The organism is Streptomyces sp. NPDC059452 (assembly GCF_042750035.1).
In the GTDB taxonomy this organism is placed as follows: Bacteria; Actinomycetota; Actinomycetes; order Streptomycetales; family Streptomycetaceae; genus Streptomyces.
Genome location: NZ_JBHYVE010000028.1, coordinates 45227 through 60189, shown reverse-complemented (window position 1 = coordinate 60189; position 14963 = coordinate 45227). Strand labels below are relative to the sequence as shown.

The following is a 14963-nucleotide window of genomic DNA, read 5'->3' as shown; positions in this document are numbered from 1 at the left end:
AGCGGCCCCGTTCCGGGCAACGGGGCCGCTTCCGGTTGACGTACGGCTGTGCGGTCGCGTCGTGCGTACGGATGACGTGTGGATGAGGGGCTGGGTTACTTGACCGCCCCCGCCATGACGCCCGAGACGAACTGCCGCTGGAACGCGAAGAACACCGCCAGCGGGATGATCATCGACACGAACGCACCGGGCGCCAGTACGTCGATGTTGTTGCCGAACTGCCGGACCTGCTGCTGGAGCGCCACGGTGATCGGCGGCGAGTCGGAGCCCGCGAAGATCAGCGCGACCAGCATGTCGTTCCACACCCACAGGAACTGGAAGATGCCGAGCGAGGCGATCGCCGGACCGCCCAGCGGCATCACGACCCGGGTGAAGAGGCGGATCTCGCCCGCCCCGTCGAGCCGTGCGGCCTCCAGCAGTTCGCGCGGGATCTCCGCGAAGAAGTTCCGCAGCAGGAAGATCGCGAACGGCAGCCCGAAGGCCGTGTGGAAGAGGACCACCCCGAGCGTCGTCTCGAAGATCCCGATGGTGCCGAAGAGTTCGGAGACCGGGATCAGGGCGACCTGCACGGGGACCACCAGCAGCCCGACGACCAGCAGGAACCACCAGTCGCGGCCGGGGAAGTCCATCCACGCGAAGGCGTACCCGGCGAGCGAGCCGATCACCACCACCAGCACGGTGGACGGCACAGTGATCATGATGGTGTTGAGCAGCGAACCGGTGATCGTCGAATTGTCCAGCAGCCGCTGGTAGTTGGCGAAGGTCAGCTCGGAGGGGGCGGTGAAGATCTTCCACCAGCCGGTCGCCGCGATGTTCTCGGAGCTGCGCAGCGAGGAGAGGAACAGGCCGATCGTCGGCATGATCCAGAACAGGGCGACCAGGATCAGGAAGACCCGCATCACCCCGCCGCCGGTACGGGCCGCGATCCGGGCGCCGAGGGACCGCTCGGCCCGGGGTTTCGTGGACGTGCTCACCGCCGCGCCTCCTTCCGTATCCGCCGGATGTTCAACAGCATCACCGGGAGCACCAGCAGGAGCAGGAGCACCGCGATGGCGCTGCCGATGCCCAGGTCGGCGTCCGTGCCGAACGAGGACCGGTAGAGCTGGAGGGCCAGGACGTTGGCGTCGTCCTGCGTCGAGCCCGGGGCGATGATGAAGACCAGGTCGAACACCTTCAGTACGTTGATCATCAGCGTCACCAGCACCACCGCCAGGACCGGGGCCAGCATCGGCACGGTGATCCGGCGGAACACCTGCCACTCGTTGGCGCCGTCCACCCGGGCGGCCTCCAGGAGTTCGCGCGGCAGCCCGGCCAGCCCGGCCGCGATCAGCACCATCGCGAACCCGGCCCACATCCACACGTAACTCCCGATGATCCCGGGCGTCACGAGCGTCGGGCCGAGCCAGTCGACCCCGTTGTACGGCTCGCGGAAGTTGTCGGCGGGCAGGCGCAGTTGGGCCCCGTCCGCCGACGCGGGCAGGGTGAAGACCCCGTCGGCCCCGGCGGTCGCGGTGGCGACGACCCTGCCGTCCCGGACCGCCTCGACCTTGAGCCCCTTCAGCCCCAGCTCCTCCGGGTCGACGACATTGGGCTTCCCGCCGCCGCCCCGGGTGAAGTCCAGCCAGGCCGTACCGGTGATCGCGTCCCCGTCCGCCACCGGGTCCGCCTTCGCCGGGCGGGCGTCGCCCGGCATCTTCGCCGGGGCCACGCCGACCAGGGGCACCTGGACCGGCACCCCGGCCCGTACCGGCTCCTTGGAGACGTACGACCCGCCCTCACCCTTCTCCAGCGGGTGCACGGGCAACGGCCGCGCCTTGGGGAAGCCCGCCGACTCGCTGAACATGTCGTGCACGCTCACCACGACGGCGTTGGCCACCCCGCGCTCGGGCGCCTGGTCGTAGACGAGCCGGAAGATGATGCCCGCCGCCAGCATCGAGATCGCCATCGGCATGAAGACGATCAGCTTGAACGCCGTACCCCAGCGGATGCGTTCGGTCAGCACCGCGAAGATCAGGCCCAGCGCGGTGGCGACGGTCGGGGCGAAGACGACCCAGATCGCGTTGTTCTTCACCGCGGTGCGGATCGTGTCGTCGGTGAACAGCGCCTTGTAGTTGTCGATCCCGGCGAAGCCCGTACCGGCCTGGTCGAAGAACGACCGGTAGACGGAGTAGCCGATCGGATAGAGCACCAGCGCGCCGAGCAGCACCAGCGCGGGCAGCAGGAACGCCGCCGCGATGACCTTGCGGGTGCCGGTCACGCTCCTGGTTCCGGGCTTCGGGGACGGGCGCGGGGCGGTGTCTGCGGGGGGCGCCGCGTCGGCGCCCCCCGCGTTCGTGGTCGCCACCGCGTCAGCTCTTGTACGCCTTGGCGGCCTCGGACTCCAGCTTCTGCTGGGCCCCCGCGATGTCCTTCGGGTCCTTCAGGAAGTCCTGGAGGATCTTCCACTCACCCTTCCCGGGCGTCCCGCCGAACGACTGCGGGGCCTGGTCGGACATGTCGAACCGGACGTCGTCACCGGCCGCGACGAGCGCCTCGGCCATCGTGCGCTGCACGTCGTTCGGGTACGCGGCCGCGTCCAGGTTCTTGTTCGGCGAGATGAACCCGCCCGCCTCGGCCCAGATCTTCGCCGCGTCCACCGAGGCCAGCCAGGTCAGCAGGGCCTGGGCGCCCTTGCTGTCCTTCAGCGCCACCGCCGCGTCGCCACCGGTCACCACGGGGGAGTCCGCGCCGACCGCCGGGAACGGGAAGACCTTGGCGTCCGTACCGATCTTCGCCTCGGTCTGCGCGATGTTGATGGAGACGAAGTCACCCTCGAAGACCATGGCGCCCTTGGGCTGGTCGCCCCCGGTGAACGTCTGGGTCACCGAGGTCGGGAACTCCGTCTGGAGCGCCCCGTCGGCGCCGCCCGCGATCAGCTCGGGCTTGCCGAACAGCTCGGCGAGCGTGGTCAGCGCGTCCTTGACGGAGGAGTCGGTCCACGGGATCTCGTGCTTCGCCAGTTGGTCGTACTTCTCCGGCCCCGCCTGGGAGAGATACACGTTCTCGAACCAGTCGGTGAGCGTCCAGCCGTCGGCGCCCGCCACGGAGACCGGGGTGACGCCGGAGGCGGAGATGGTCTCGGCGGTGGCGATGAAGTCCTTCCAGGTCTTCGGCTCGGTGGCGCCCGCGTTGTCGAAGGCCGCCGCGTTGTACCAGATCAGGGACTTGTTGGCGGCCTTGAAGTACACGCCGTACTGGGTGCCGTCCACCGCCCCGAGGTCCTGCCAGACCTGGGCGTAGTTCTTGGTGAGCTGGGCCTTCGCCTCGTCGCCGACCGGCTTGGCCCACTTCTTGGCCACCGCCTGCTGGATGGCGCCGACCTGCGGGATCATCGCGACGTCCGGGGGCTGGCCGCCCGCGATCTTCGTACCGAGGAAGTTGACGATCGGGTCCTGGGCCGGGACGAAGGTGACCTTCGCGCCCGTACGCTTCTCGAACTCGCCCAGCACCTTGGTGAAGTTGGCCTGCTCGGGTCCCGTCCAGACCGCGGCGACGGAGATGGTCTCCCCGTCCAGCTTCGGCAGGGTGACGGTGGGGGCGCTGTCCGTGCCCTTGTCCGTCCCGTCGCCCGACTTCTTCGACCCGCCGCCGTCCCCGCAGCCGGTCAGCGCCAGAGCGCCGACGGCCGTGAAGACGAGCGCGGCCCTGCGTAGGGAAAGGGTTGTCCGCATTTCTGCCCCGTCTCTTCCGTACGCGCCCGACCACGTTGTCGTCGCCCGGCCCGCGTCGTCCGTGCGCACAGTCCTACGCCGGGCGCACGGGCCCCGCAATACCGCCGTCCCGCCCAACGCGTTGATCGTGATGGGCTCGTGACGTCGCGTCAGGGAATGCCGGGGAATGCGGCGGAATGAGGTGAGGGACGGGCGGGCAGGGGCAGGAGCGTCAGGTCGGACGCGTGCCTTCGGGGCTGGGGCGAGTGGGGGCGGTGCGTCTTTTGGGCCTCACGTCGGGAACGGGATCAGCGGGGGCAGGCGTTCCGCGTTCACCGAGCGGGCCGCGCGCTCCAGGGCACTGGCGAGCAGGGCCAGGTCCGTCGGCCCGTTGCCCAGCTCGCGGACCGGGCGCCGGGTCGGCGGATCGCCCATCCGCTCCCACTCCAGCGGGACCACGGTGGGCCGCAGCGTCGCCGTACGCGGGATGCGGCCCGTGACCCGGCCCCCCTGGAACGGGGTCACCCGGCCGTCCGGATGCCCCAACCGGCCCCGGCCCGGGGCGGGTTCGTCCGGGGAGGGCGGCAGGGCCGGGGCGTCGAGCACGATGCGCAGCCTCGCCCCCCGGGCCAGCTCGGTGTCCTCCGTGCGGTCCGGGCGCGCCGAGGTGGCCACCAGGTGCACCCCGAGCCGCCCGCCGTCCCGGGCCACGGCCTCCAGCGCCCGCACCACGGAACCGGCGGCGGGGCGGCCGGGGCTGCCGAGCCCCGGAGCGACCAGTGCGTCGAAGTCGTCGGCCAGCACGACCAGGCGCGGCAGCGGTGAGGGGCCCTGGTCCGCCGCCCGCGCGGCGGCCGGGCGCAGCCGCAGGGTCCCGCTGGCCGGGGAGTCCAGGTCGCCCCGGCGCTCGGCACTGCTCGGCGGGCGCTGGCCCACGACCCGCCGGGGCTCGTCCTGCTCGGCCGCCTCCGCGTGCCGGGCGTGCCAGGTGGTGAAGTCGAGCGGGCCGAGCAGCTCGGCGCGGCGCTTCAGCTCACCGCCCAGGGCCTGCGCGAACTCCCGCATCCGGACCGGGTCCGAGGCCACGAGGTGCGTGAAGACGTGCGGCAGCTCCGTACAGGGGAGCAGCCCTGGTGCTGAGCTGTCGCGCTCCTCGGGCTTCCCGCCGTGGCCGTCGACCAGGAGGATGCCGAGCCGGTCGGGCCGGGCGGCGGAGGCGAGCGAGGCGGCGATGGCCCGCAGCAGCTCGGTGCGCCCGCTGCCTGCGGGGCCCTCGATGAGCAGGTGGGGCCCCTCGTCGGCGAGATCGACGCTGAGGGCGCCCCGGGGCCCCGCCCCGAGCACGAGGACGGGCCGCCCGGCGTGCGGGGACGGCGGGGCCTGTGGCGCGGGGCCTGCGGCCGAGGGGGCTGAGGGGTAGGGCGTACGGCCGGAGTCCCGGGCGTCGGCCGATGGATACGGCGTACGGCTGGAGTCCCTGCCGTCCGCGCCGGGGTACGGCGTACGGCCCGAGCCGCGCGATTCGGCCGGGGGGTACGGCGTGCGGCCCGAGTCCCTGGAGTCTGCGCCCGGGTACGGCGTGCGGCTGGAGTCCCTGGTGTCGGCCGAGGGGTACGGCGTACGGCCCGAGCCGTGTGATTCGGCTGAGGGGTACGGCGTACGGCTGGAGTCCCTGCCTTCCGTGGCCGGGTACGGCGTGCGCCCCGAGTCGCGGTCGCCCGTCCCCCGGTACGGCGTGCGGCCCGAGGCCGGGGTGTCCTGGGAGCGGGGGTCGGTGGCGGTGCGCTGGGGGCCGACGCGGGGGCCCGTGCTGAGGGTGCGGCTGGAGCCAGGGGTCTCCAGGTCCGCCCGGGGCGGGGGAGCGGTGGCGGGGCGGGGCACGGAGGCGCCCGGCTGGTGCTCCGCCGTGGAGGCCCAGCGGGCCATCAGCGACGCCGGGGTCGCGCGGGCCAGACCCAGCTCGTCCAGCAGCCGGGCGGATGGCGGCAGCGCGGCCGTCGTCGGGCGGCCCGCCAGCGCGGCCGAACCCTCGTCCCGCAGCGGGGCCAGCGCCCGCCCGAACCGCTCGGCCCAGGCCGCCGACACCGCGTCCACCGCCGCCACCGTGCCGTGGCCCGCCGCCTGACCGCCCGCCGTGCGCAGCAGCCGCAACGCCGTCGCCACATCGCCGCTCAGCATCGCGACCGCCCCGCACTCGCGGAAGGCGATGGAGGCCCGGCAGGCGGCGTCGTACGTCGCGGCCACCGGGGAGGTCGGCGAGGCGGCCGGGGTCTCGGCGAGGCAGATCAGATGGATCCCGGCTGCCGCCCCCGCACCGGCCAGCCGGGCCGTCGTCTCGCGCAGGGCAGCCGTACCCGGGTCGCCGTCCAGGACGACCACCGTGTGCGGGCCCGTGTGCGCGCGGGCGGCTTCGGCCACTTCGGTACGGTCCAGATTCGGCCAGCCGGGACCGAGCGGGCCCTCGTCCAGGCGGCGGACCAGCTCCGCCGTCCGGGCGGCCGCCTGCTCACGGTCGTACGCGAGGAGGAGCCGGCAGTCCTGCCCGTGCATCGGGCGCAGATGGGGCAGCCACCCCAGCCAGGACCACTCGCGCCGCCGCTCGTCCAGGGAGCGGGAGCGGTCCGTGGAGATGAGGACGATCTCCAGGTCGAAGGGGGAGTGCAGGGCGGCGAGCTGCGCCACCGTGGCGCGGGCCAGCCCCGCCAGCCGGGCGCGCGGTCCGGCGAGCCCCAGCGAACCGGCCTCCCGCAGCCCCACCGTCACCGGCACCGAGGGCACATCGGCCCGGTCGGTCGTCCCGAGCCGCACCACCAGCGCCTCCGGGTGCCCGTCGTGGCGCTCCCAGAGCCGGGGCCCCGGCCCGAGCGCGGTCAGCAGCACGGCCGCCGGGTCCGGCCAGGTGCCCTCGGGCGCGGACGGCACGGCGGAGAAGGGGGAGAGGGGCGAGGCGGGGGAGGCGAGATGGCCGGAGCCGCCCGAGGAGGCGTACGGGTCTGCACCCGAGACACCCGGGGCGCCCGAGAAGCCCGAGCCGTCGGAGGCCGGGGAGGAAGGGAACGCGTGGGAGGAGGAGGGTGAGCGGCCGGGCGAGGAGGGGGAGCGGCTGGGCAGGGCGGTGCCCGCCCCTTGCCACGGACCCTGGCCCGCCTGCTCGGCCCCTGCCCCTTGCCACGGACCCTGGCCCGACTGCCCGGCCCCTGCCCCTTGCCACGGGCTTTGATCCGACTGCCCGGCTCCTCGAGCCTGCTCCGCCCCCCGTGCCTGCTCGCTCCTGCTCCCACCGCCCTTGAGCCGCCGCGCCCAGGCACCTATCCCGCCCCGCCGAGGCGCCGCGCCCGGGCCGGCCGATTCCCGGCCGCCCGAGCCGTACGGGGTCTGTCCGCCCGAATCGGCCGCCTCCCAGCCGCCCGAGCCGTATGCGTCATGCTCGCCCGCGCCGTACGTCTCCCGTCCGTCCGCCCCGTACGGGTCTCGTCCGCCCGGGCCATAAGGGCCCCGTGCCTCCGCCCCGTACGGGTCTCGTCCGTCCGCGCCATACGGACCCCGTCCGCCGCCGTCACCCGCCGCCTCCCGCCCCCCGGCGGGCGTGCGCTGGTGCTGCGGCGGCACGTCGGGAGCTCCGCCGTGGGCAGGGCCGGGCTCCTGGCCTCCGTAAGCCATGGGTCCCTGGCTCCCGGCCGGGGCCCCCGGGCGGGAGCCAGAGGGCGACGACGGGCGCCCGTACGCGGAGTCCCGCCCCTCCTCGTCGCGCCCCAGCCGCTGGGCCGACGGCGGGGAGGAGGCCGACCGAGGGGAGAACGGAGCGTGCGGGTCCGTCTCGGCGCGGCTCACCCGCAGGTGGCCCTCGCCGTCCGGGGCCGTCGGCAGCGTCACCGTACGGGAGCCGGCCGTGAGCCGGAGGGCGGATTCGCCGAGCCGCAGCAGGGCGCCGGGCGGGAAGCGGACGGGCCGGTCGCGGACCTCCGTACCGTCCAGGGAGGTGCCGTTCGTGGAGCCCAGGTCGGCGACCGAGACGCGGCCGTCCTCCGCCACCGTCACCGCGCAGTGCAGCCGGGACACGTCCGGGTCGTCCAGCGGGACATCGGCCTCGGCGGAGCGGCCGATCCGGATCTGCCCGCCGTGCAGCAGGTGGACCCCGCCCGCGTCCGGCCCGGCGACCACGTGGAGCTGGGCCGGAACGGTGTCGTCCGCCGCCTCGTCCTCGCCGGGGAGCTGGAGCGAGAGCACCGCACCGTCCACCAGGGGCGGCTCACCGAGCGCGATGCGCTGGGAGTCCAGCCGCTCCCGCCCGGCGAAGAGCACCACCGCCCCGCCGCCCTGGGAGCCCTCGGGCCCCGCGACGGCCTGGGCCAGGCCGGAGGCGACCGCCGCCAGCGCGGTCCCGGCGGGGGCGGTGACGAGCACGTCGCAGGCGCGCGCCGGGGTCTGGCCGCTGCGCGGCGCGAGGACGGTCAGCCGGATCTGCATCGCCGTCGGCGGTCCCTTCTGCGCGGGGTGCCCGGCAGGGGAAACGCCCTGTGATTCCCCCCACCCGGCACGGACAGGTCGTCCGTACAGGTCGTCACGGACCCCGGGCTCCCGACCCGTCAGATCCGTGCTTGGAGGCATCCTCGCACCTGCCACTGACAACATGCCCGGCGGTCACCTTTAAATGATCTTGAATGGTCGGCTGTGGGCGCAAAAGTGCCTGCTTGCGTCCGGTTCCCGCCGTTCGGGGAACCGCTGGAGGGGTGTTACGGGGGTCGTCGCCGCCCTCCGGACAGGCGTACGGCACACCCGTTCGAGCCGTCGGCCTCCGCGCGGCAACCATCTGTCCGGTCTGCGCGTCTTCCACCCAAACGCGACCCCTCGGTGTCTTGTGCGGCGGCATTAGAGTGGGCCGGAACATCCGGGCGGGCCCGGGGACCGCAAGCACCACGATCAGCAGGGAGCGCATGACGTGCGGCCGGTAGGCAGCAAGTACCTGCTCGAGGAGCCGCTCGGACGCGGCGCCACGGGCACCGTCTGGCGAGCCCGCCAGCGGGAGACGGCGGGCGCCGAGGCGGCCGTCGCCGGTCAGCCCGGCGAGACCGTGGCGATCAAGGTCCTCAAGGAGGAGCTGGCCAACGACGCGGACGTCGTGATGCGCTTCCTGCGGGAGCGCTCGGTCCTGCTGCGGCTCACGCACCCGAACATCGTGCGCACCCGCGACCTGGTCGTCGAGGGCGACCTCCTCGCCCTGGTGATGGACCTGATCGACGGCCCCGACCTCCACCGCTACCTGCGGGACAACGGCCCGCTCACCCCGGTCGCCGCGTCCCTGCTCACCGCGCAGATCGCCGACGCGCTCGCGGCCAGCCACGCCGACGGCGTCGTCCACCGCGACCTCAAGCCCGCCAACGTACTGCTCGACGAGCGCGACGGCGGCATGACCCCGATGCTCACCGACTTCGGCATCGCGCGGCTCGCCGACTCCCCGGGGCTGACCCGGACGCACGAGTTCGTCGGCACCCCCGCCTATGTGGCGCCGGAGTCCGCCGAGGGCCGCCCGCAGACCTCCGCCGTGGACATCTACGGCGCGGGCATCCTGCTGTACGAGCTGGTCACCGGCCGCCCGCCGTTCGCCGGGGGCACCGCCCTCGAAGTCCTGCACCGGCACCTCAGCGAGGAGCCCCGCCGCCCCTCCACCGTCCCCGAACCGCTCTGGACGGTCATAGAGCGTTGCCTGCGCAAGGACCCCGACCAGCGGCCCAGCGCCGAGAACCTGGCCCGTGGTCTGCGTACGGTCGCCTCGGGCATCGGCGTCCACGCGAACGCGGCCCAGATCGCCGCCGCCGACGGGGTGGGCGCCCTGCTCGCCCCCGACCCGGCCCCCACGGCCGTCCCGGAGACCCCCGGAGCCGCCGACCTCACGCAGGTGCTGCCGAACAACGCGGGCTCGTACGACCCCGCCGCCGCCACCAGCGTGCTCCCGCAGAGCGGAGGCCCCGGCTCCAGCCAGGGCCACGGCAACCAGGGACCCGGCGGCCACGCCGACCCGACCGCCGTCATGCCGCCCGTACCGCAGCACCCGGACGGGCCGCCGCAGCCGGACGGCCCGCACCCCTGGCAGTCGCAGCTCCAGGCGGCCCGCGACCGCAACGACCAGACGCAGGTGCAGTACCTGGACCCGAGCCAGGACCCGCTGCGCCGCCGCCCCCAGCGCCAGGCGCCCCCGCAGCCTCCCCAGCGGCAGCAGCCCCCGCAGCGCAGGCAGCAGCCGCTCCAGCAGCAGTACCCCCAGCAGCAACAGCAACAGCAGTACCAGCAGCAGCAACACCAGCAGCAGCGCTACCAGCCACCGCCGCAGCAGCATCAGCCCCAGCCCCAGCGGCAGCAGTACGCGCCCCCGCAGCCACAGCAGCCACAGCAGCCCGCCCCGCGCGAACCGCGCCCGCCCAGGCAGCGCGGCGCCAACCCGATGCGCATCCCCGGCCTCGGCTGCCTCAAGGGCTGCCTGTTCACCGTGGTGCTGCTGGTCATCGCCGGCTGGCTCATCTGGGAGCTCACCCCGCTCCAGGACTGGGTCGCCCAGGGCAAGGGCTACTGGGAGGCGATCGGCGACGCGATCGGTACGGTCACCGACTGGATCTCCAAGATCGGCGAGGCCACCGGCGACTCCGGGGGCACGGGCGGCGCCTGACAGGCAACTCTGTCCCTTTGTCGACTTCTCCGGGTCGATTCGGCCCGGAGAAGTGCGGGTTGGCGCCATCCCGGGCACGCAGCACCCCGAACGCCGCGTAACTTTGTCGACCGGGGGTCCACCGCCAGCCGCTGAGGGAGCAGTCTTGGCACGGAATATCGGCAGCCGGTACACGGCCCACCAGATCCTGGGGCGCGGCAGCGCCGGCACGGTGTGGCTCGGCGAGGGGCCCGAGGGCCCGGTCGCCATCAAGCTGCTCCGTGAGGACCTCGCGTCCGACCAGGAGCTCGTGGGCCGCTTCGTACAGGAGCGCACCGCCCTGCTCGGGCTCGACCACCCCCATGTGGTCGCCGTCCGGGACCTCGTGGTGGACGGCAACGACCTCGCCCTGGTCATGACCCTCGTCCGCGGCACCGACCTGCGCACCCGCCTGGACCGCGAACGCCGCCTCGCCCCCGAGGCCGCCGTCGCGATCATCGCGGACGTCGCCGACGGCCTGGCCGCCGCCCACAAGGCCGGAGTGGTCCACCGGGACGTCAAGCCCGAGAACATCCTGCTGGACATGGAGGGCCCGCTCGGCCCCGGCGGCGCCCACCCGGCCCTCCTCACCGACTTCGGCGTCGCCAAGCTCATCGACACCCCGCGCCGCACCAAGGCCACCAAGATCATCGGTACGCCGGACTACCTGGCCCCCGAGATCGTCGAGGGCCTCCCGCCGCGCGCCGCCGTCGACATCTACGCCCTCGCGACCGTGCTGTACGAGCTCCTCGCCGGGTTCACCCCCTTCGGCGGCGGCCACCCCGGCGCCGTCCTGCGCCGCCATGTGACCGAGACCGTCGTCCCGCTCCCCGGTATCCCCGAGGAGCTCTGGCAGCTCCTGGTCCAGTGCCTGGCCAAGGCCCCGGCCTCCCGGCTGCGCGCCTCGGAGCTGGCCGTACGGCTGCGCGAGCTGCTCCCGCTCCTGGCCGGCATCCCGCCCCTGGACGTGGACGAGCCCGGCGGCGACGAGGCGGAGCAGCAGGCGCCCGCGTACGACGAGCAGCAGTACACCCCCGCCGCCGAGGAGCCCCGCCGCCGTGGCGCGGTCCCCCTGGTGCCCGGGTCCTCCCCGGACTCCAACCGGGACACCCACACGAGCATGCGCGTCCCCGCCCCCGACGAGCTGGCAGGCGGCCCCCTCGGCACCGCCCGCGCCCCGCGCGCCCCCGGAAAGCCGCGCCCCGGCTCCGCCCGTAACAAGGCGGCGGCCGTCCGCAAGCGCCGTATCACCCTGGGCGCCGCCGCCCTCCTGCTGTGCGCGGCCGTCGCGGTGGGCGGCTGGTTCGCGACGGGCGGCGGCGACGGGAACCCGGCGGGCCCCGCGGACAGCGAGAACTCGGCACCGGCGACCCCGTAGAAGCCGCTGCCCGGAACCGGTGCCGGAACCGCTGCCCGGAATCGGTGCCCCGGGCCGGTTTTCCCCTCCGGTTCCCGGGGGAGGGCAAGCTTCATCCGCCATGCCGTTACGCTGGACCCGTGGCAGTCGTCGATATTTCCGAAGAGCTGAAGTCCCTCTCCTCGACCATGGGGTCGATCGAGGCCGTCCTGGACCTGGATGCGCTGAGGGCGGACATCGCCGCGCTCGAGGAGCAGGCAGCGGCGCCGTCCCTCTGGGACGACCCGGACGCGGCCCAGAAGATCACCAGCAAGCTTTCGCACCTCCAGGCCGAGGTCCGCAAGGCCGAGGCCCTGCGCGGCCGCATCGACGACCTCGGAGTCCTCTTCGAGCTCGCCGAGGACGAAGGCGACGCCGAGGCGCTCGCCGAGGCCGAGACCGAGCTGGAGTCGGTGCGCAAGGCGCTCGACGAGATGGAGGTCCGCACCCTCCTGTCCGGCGAGTACGACGCCCGCGAGGCGCTCGTGACCATCCGCGCCGAGGCCGGTGGCGTGGACGCCGCTGACTTTGCGGAGAAGCTCCAGCGCATGTACCTCCGCTGGGCCGAGCGGCACAACTACAAGACCGAGGTCTACGAGACCGCGTACGCCGAAGAGGCCGGCATCAAGTCGACCACCTTCACCGTCCAGGTCCCGTACGCCTACGGCACGCTCTCCGTCGAGCAGGGCACCCACCGCCTGGTCCGGATCTCGCCCTTCGACAACCAGGGCCGCCGTCAGACGTCCTTCGCGGGCGTCGAGGTGCTCCCGGTCGTCGAGCAGACCGACCACATCGAGATCGACGAGTCCGAGCTGCGCGTCGACGTGTACCGCTCCTCGGGCCCCGGCGGACAGGGCGTCAACACCACGGACTCCGCGGTCCGGCTGACCCACCTGCCGACCGGCATCGTCGTCTCCTGCCAGAACGAGCGCTCGCAGATCCAGAACAAGGCGTCCGCGATGAACGTCCTCCAGGCCAAGCTCCTTGAGCGCCGCCGCCAGGAGGAGCAGGCGAAGATGAACGCGCTCAAGGGCGACGGCGGCAACTCCTGGGGCAACCAGATGCGTTCGTACGTCCTCCACCCGTACCAGATGGTCAAGGACCTGCGTACGGAGTTCGAGATGGGCAACCCGGAAGCGGTCTTCAACGGCGAGATCGACGGCTTCGTCGAGGCGGGCATCCGCTGGCGCAAGCAGAGCGAGAAGTAACCTCCGCCGTACGAAGGTTGGGCCCGGACAGGGACTGTCCGGGCCCAACCGCGTTGCGGGAGGGCCGTGGCGAGTTGGGGGGATACTGTGCCCGATGCGTCACAGTCGTGCTTCCGAATAGCCGTCAAGAACCCCCATAAGGGTGCGTACCGCACGGAACGGCCTTGACGTAATCCTTAGCTCTGGACAGGGTGCTAGAGCAGCATGCGTATGTCTGGGACAGGTGTGAACCGGGGGACGGGCGGGGTGACCACGACACGACGTGGGCCCTGCCGAAAGTGATTTCCCCGCAGGGCCGTGGCCCCGCATATGGCTGCTCCAATGACGAGATCAGCTACTGGGGGTAGCAACAGATGACGAAGAAGACGCGCGTTCGCGTCGCGCGGATAGCCGCTGGTGCGGTTATTGCCGCGGGTGCCTCGCTGACCGCCGCAGGTGCGGCGCAGGCGGTCGGCATCGGTATCGGTGTGGACTCCGGTGTCGCCGACGTCCAGGTCCAGGCAGACCTGGACGGCGACAACAACGGCACCGCCGAGGGCGCCGCCGGCGCCGTCGACCAGGGCCAGACGACGGGTGAGACGTCCACGACCGGTGAGACGTCCACCACGGGCGAGACGTCGACGACGGGCGAGACCTCCACCACGGGCGAGACCTCCACCACGGGTGAGACGTCCACGACCGGTGAGACGTCCACCACGGGTGAAACGTCGACGACGGGCGAGACCTCCACCACGGGTGAGACGTCCACGACCGGTGAGACGTCCACCACGGGTGAAACGTCGACGACGGGCGAGACCTCCACCACCGGTGAGACCTCCACGACGGGCGAGACCACGTCGGGCAACAACGGTGGCAACGGCAGTAACGGTGGCAACACCGGCGGCAACGGTGGCAACGGTGGGAACACCGGCGGCAACGGCGGCTCGGGCAACACGGGCGGCAACGGCGGCAACGGCAGCAACGGTGGCACCACTGGTGGCAACGGCGGCTCCGGCAACACCGGCGGCTCCGGCGGCGACGACGGCGGCTCCACCGGCACGACCGGTACCACCGGCTCCACCACCGCCGGCTCCGGCAGCTCCGGCTCCGCGACCGGTGGCGACGACGCCTGCACCGTCGAGTCCGGTGTCGTCGAGTGCGCCGACAACACGGGCCCCAACAGCGTCGGCAACCAGCCGGTCGAGCAGAGCAAGGGCAAGGAAGAGCTCGCCGAGACCGGTGCGGCCGAGACCACCTTCCTGGTCATCGGCGCCGCGACGATGATCGCCGGCGGCATCGGCTTCCGCATCCTGCCGCGTCTGGTCGGCGGCGGCGGCCGCACGGTCGCCTAGGTTCCCCGCCGGGGTTCTCCCCGCGCCCGGGGGCCCGCTGAACACCGCGTACGGGGGCGCCTGAGCCCCGTACCCGGTCCGGTACGGCACAGCAAGAGGCCCGGGAGGCCGCACAACGCCTCCCGGGCCTCTCTGCACGCTTCCGCGCCCGCAACCGCTCCGGCAGCCGTACGCGTACGTTCTGGACGTTCCGAGGCCCCTTCGGGCACAGATACGACCCAGCCGACCCCCGAGGGCCGTCCGGGTGCGGGGCGGGGCGGGTCAGGCGGTCTGGTGGGCCAGCAGCGCGAGGGCCGTCAGCAGCACGACCATCAGCGCGATCAGCATGGCGGGATTCATCCCGGCCAGCGGGCTCTGCCCCTGCTCCTCCAGCATCTGCTGCCGCACGGCACGGCAGACGCGGCAACGCCCCTCACTCACGGGGGACGCGCAGTTCGCGCACACCAGTCGGTCATAGGTCATGCGCATTCCTCCTCCCGCGCGGCGGAGCCGCTGACTGCTCTCTCTCCGCACAACGCTCCGGGAAACGCGACCGTTCCCCCCACCACTGTGCCAGCTCCCGCCGTTTTCGGCGCGGCCCGCCGGACAAGGGACGGTCCGACCCGGTGCGTACCGGGCGGCGATCCGTCATAAATCGCCCATTGCCGGACGCCGCCTGCA

General features: G+C 73.2%; 9 protein-coding genes. 4 read left to right on the top strand and 5 right to left on the bottom strand.

Annotated elements, in window-relative coordinates; translation table 11 throughout:
- Window positions 1–95: 95 nt before the first annotated feature.
- From ACFW9Z_RS29620 to ACFW9Z_RS29605, 4 genes are all read right to left on the bottom strand, one after another.
- Window positions 96–974: a carbohydrate ABC transporter permease gene (locus ACFW9Z_RS29620; protein WP_384645645.1), complete on the bottom strand. Its 879-nt coding sequence runs from the start codon at window positions 972–974 to the stop codon at window positions 96–98.
- On the bottom strand, window positions 971–2257 hold the full coding sequence (locus ACFW9Z_RS29615; RefSeq protein ID WP_384645679.1) for a carbohydrate ABC transporter permease: 1287 nt from the start codon (window positions 2255–2257) through the stop codon (window positions 971–973). Before ACFW9Z_RS29615 ends, ACFW9Z_RS29620 begins: the two co-directional genes overlap by 4 nt.
- Window positions 2258–2348: 91 nt before the next feature.
- The gene (locus tag ACFW9Z_RS29610) at window positions 2349–3710 is read right to left on the bottom strand and encodes an ABC transporter substrate-binding protein (RefSeq protein ID WP_384645644.1); all 1362 of its coding nucleotides are present in this window, start codon (window positions 3708–3710) and stop codon (window positions 2349–2351) included.
- 270 nt (window positions 3711–3980) lie between these two features.
- Window positions 3981–8156 (bottom strand): FHA domain-containing protein, encoded by a 4176-nt coding sequence (locus tag ACFW9Z_RS29605; RefSeq protein WP_384645643.1) that lies wholly within the window; start codon window positions 8154–8156, stop codon window positions 3981–3983.
- A gap of 472 nt (window positions 8157–8628) precedes the next feature.
- Here ACFW9Z_RS29605 and ACFW9Z_RS29600 point away from each other — a divergent pair, with 472 nt between their 5' ends.
- The 4 genes from ACFW9Z_RS29600 to ACFW9Z_RS29585 all read left to right on the top strand — a co-directional run bounded on the left by ACFW9Z_RS29600 (window position 8629) and on the right by ACFW9Z_RS29585 (window position 14303).
- A complete protein-coding gene (locus ACFW9Z_RS29600) occupies window positions 8629–10350 on the top strand; it encodes a serine/threonine-protein kinase (protein WP_384645642.1) in 1722 nt (573 codons plus the stop codon).
- 145 nt (window positions 10351–10495) lie between these two features.
- Window positions 10496–11746: a serine/threonine-protein kinase gene (locus tag ACFW9Z_RS29595; RefSeq protein ID WP_384645641.1), complete on the top strand. Its 1251-nt coding sequence runs from the start codon at window positions 10496–10498 to the stop codon at window positions 11744–11746.
- A 119-nt stretch (window positions 11747–11865) separates the two neighbouring features.
- Complete coding sequence (gene prfB / locus ACFW9Z_RS29590) at window positions 11866–12972, top strand: peptide chain release factor 2 (protein ID WP_384645640.1); 1107 nt, start codon at window positions 11866–11868, stop codon at window positions 12970–12972.
- Window positions 12973–13325: 353 nt separating this feature from the next.
- The gene (locus ACFW9Z_RS29585) at window positions 13326–14303 is read left to right on the top strand and encodes an LPXTG cell wall anchor domain-containing protein (RefSeq protein ID WP_384645639.1); all 978 of its coding nucleotides are present in this window, start codon (window positions 13326–13328) and stop codon (window positions 14301–14303) included.
- A 261-nt stretch (window positions 14304–14564) separates the two neighbouring features.
- On the opposite strand, the gene ACFW9Z_RS29580 is transcribed toward ACFW9Z_RS29585, so the two are convergent.
- Complete coding sequence (locus tag ACFW9Z_RS29580; protein WP_355119727.1) at window positions 14565–14765, bottom strand: hypothetical protein; 201 nt, start codon at window positions 14763–14765, stop codon at window positions 14565–14567.
- Window positions 14766–14963: the final 198 nt, after the last annotated feature.

Bases quoted from the DNA above. Each gene is read 5' to 3' on its own strand.
- ACFW9Z_RS29610 (WP_384645644.1), bottom strand. From the start codon at position 3,710: ATGCGGACAACCCTTTCCCTACGCAGGGCCGCGCTCGTCTTCACGGCC.
- ACFW9Z_RS29605 (WP_384645643.1), bottom strand. From the start codon at position 8,156: ATGCAGATCCGGCTGACCGTCCTCGCGCCGCGCAGCGGCCAGACCCCG.
- ACFW9Z_RS29585 (WP_384645639.1), top strand. From the start codon at position 13,326: ATGACGAAGAAGACGCGCGTTCGCGTCGCGCGGATAGCCGCTGGTGCG.
- ACFW9Z_RS29580 (WP_355119727.1), bottom strand. From the start codon at position 14,765: ATGACCTATGACCGACTGGTGTGCGCGAACTGCGCGTCCCCCGTGAGT.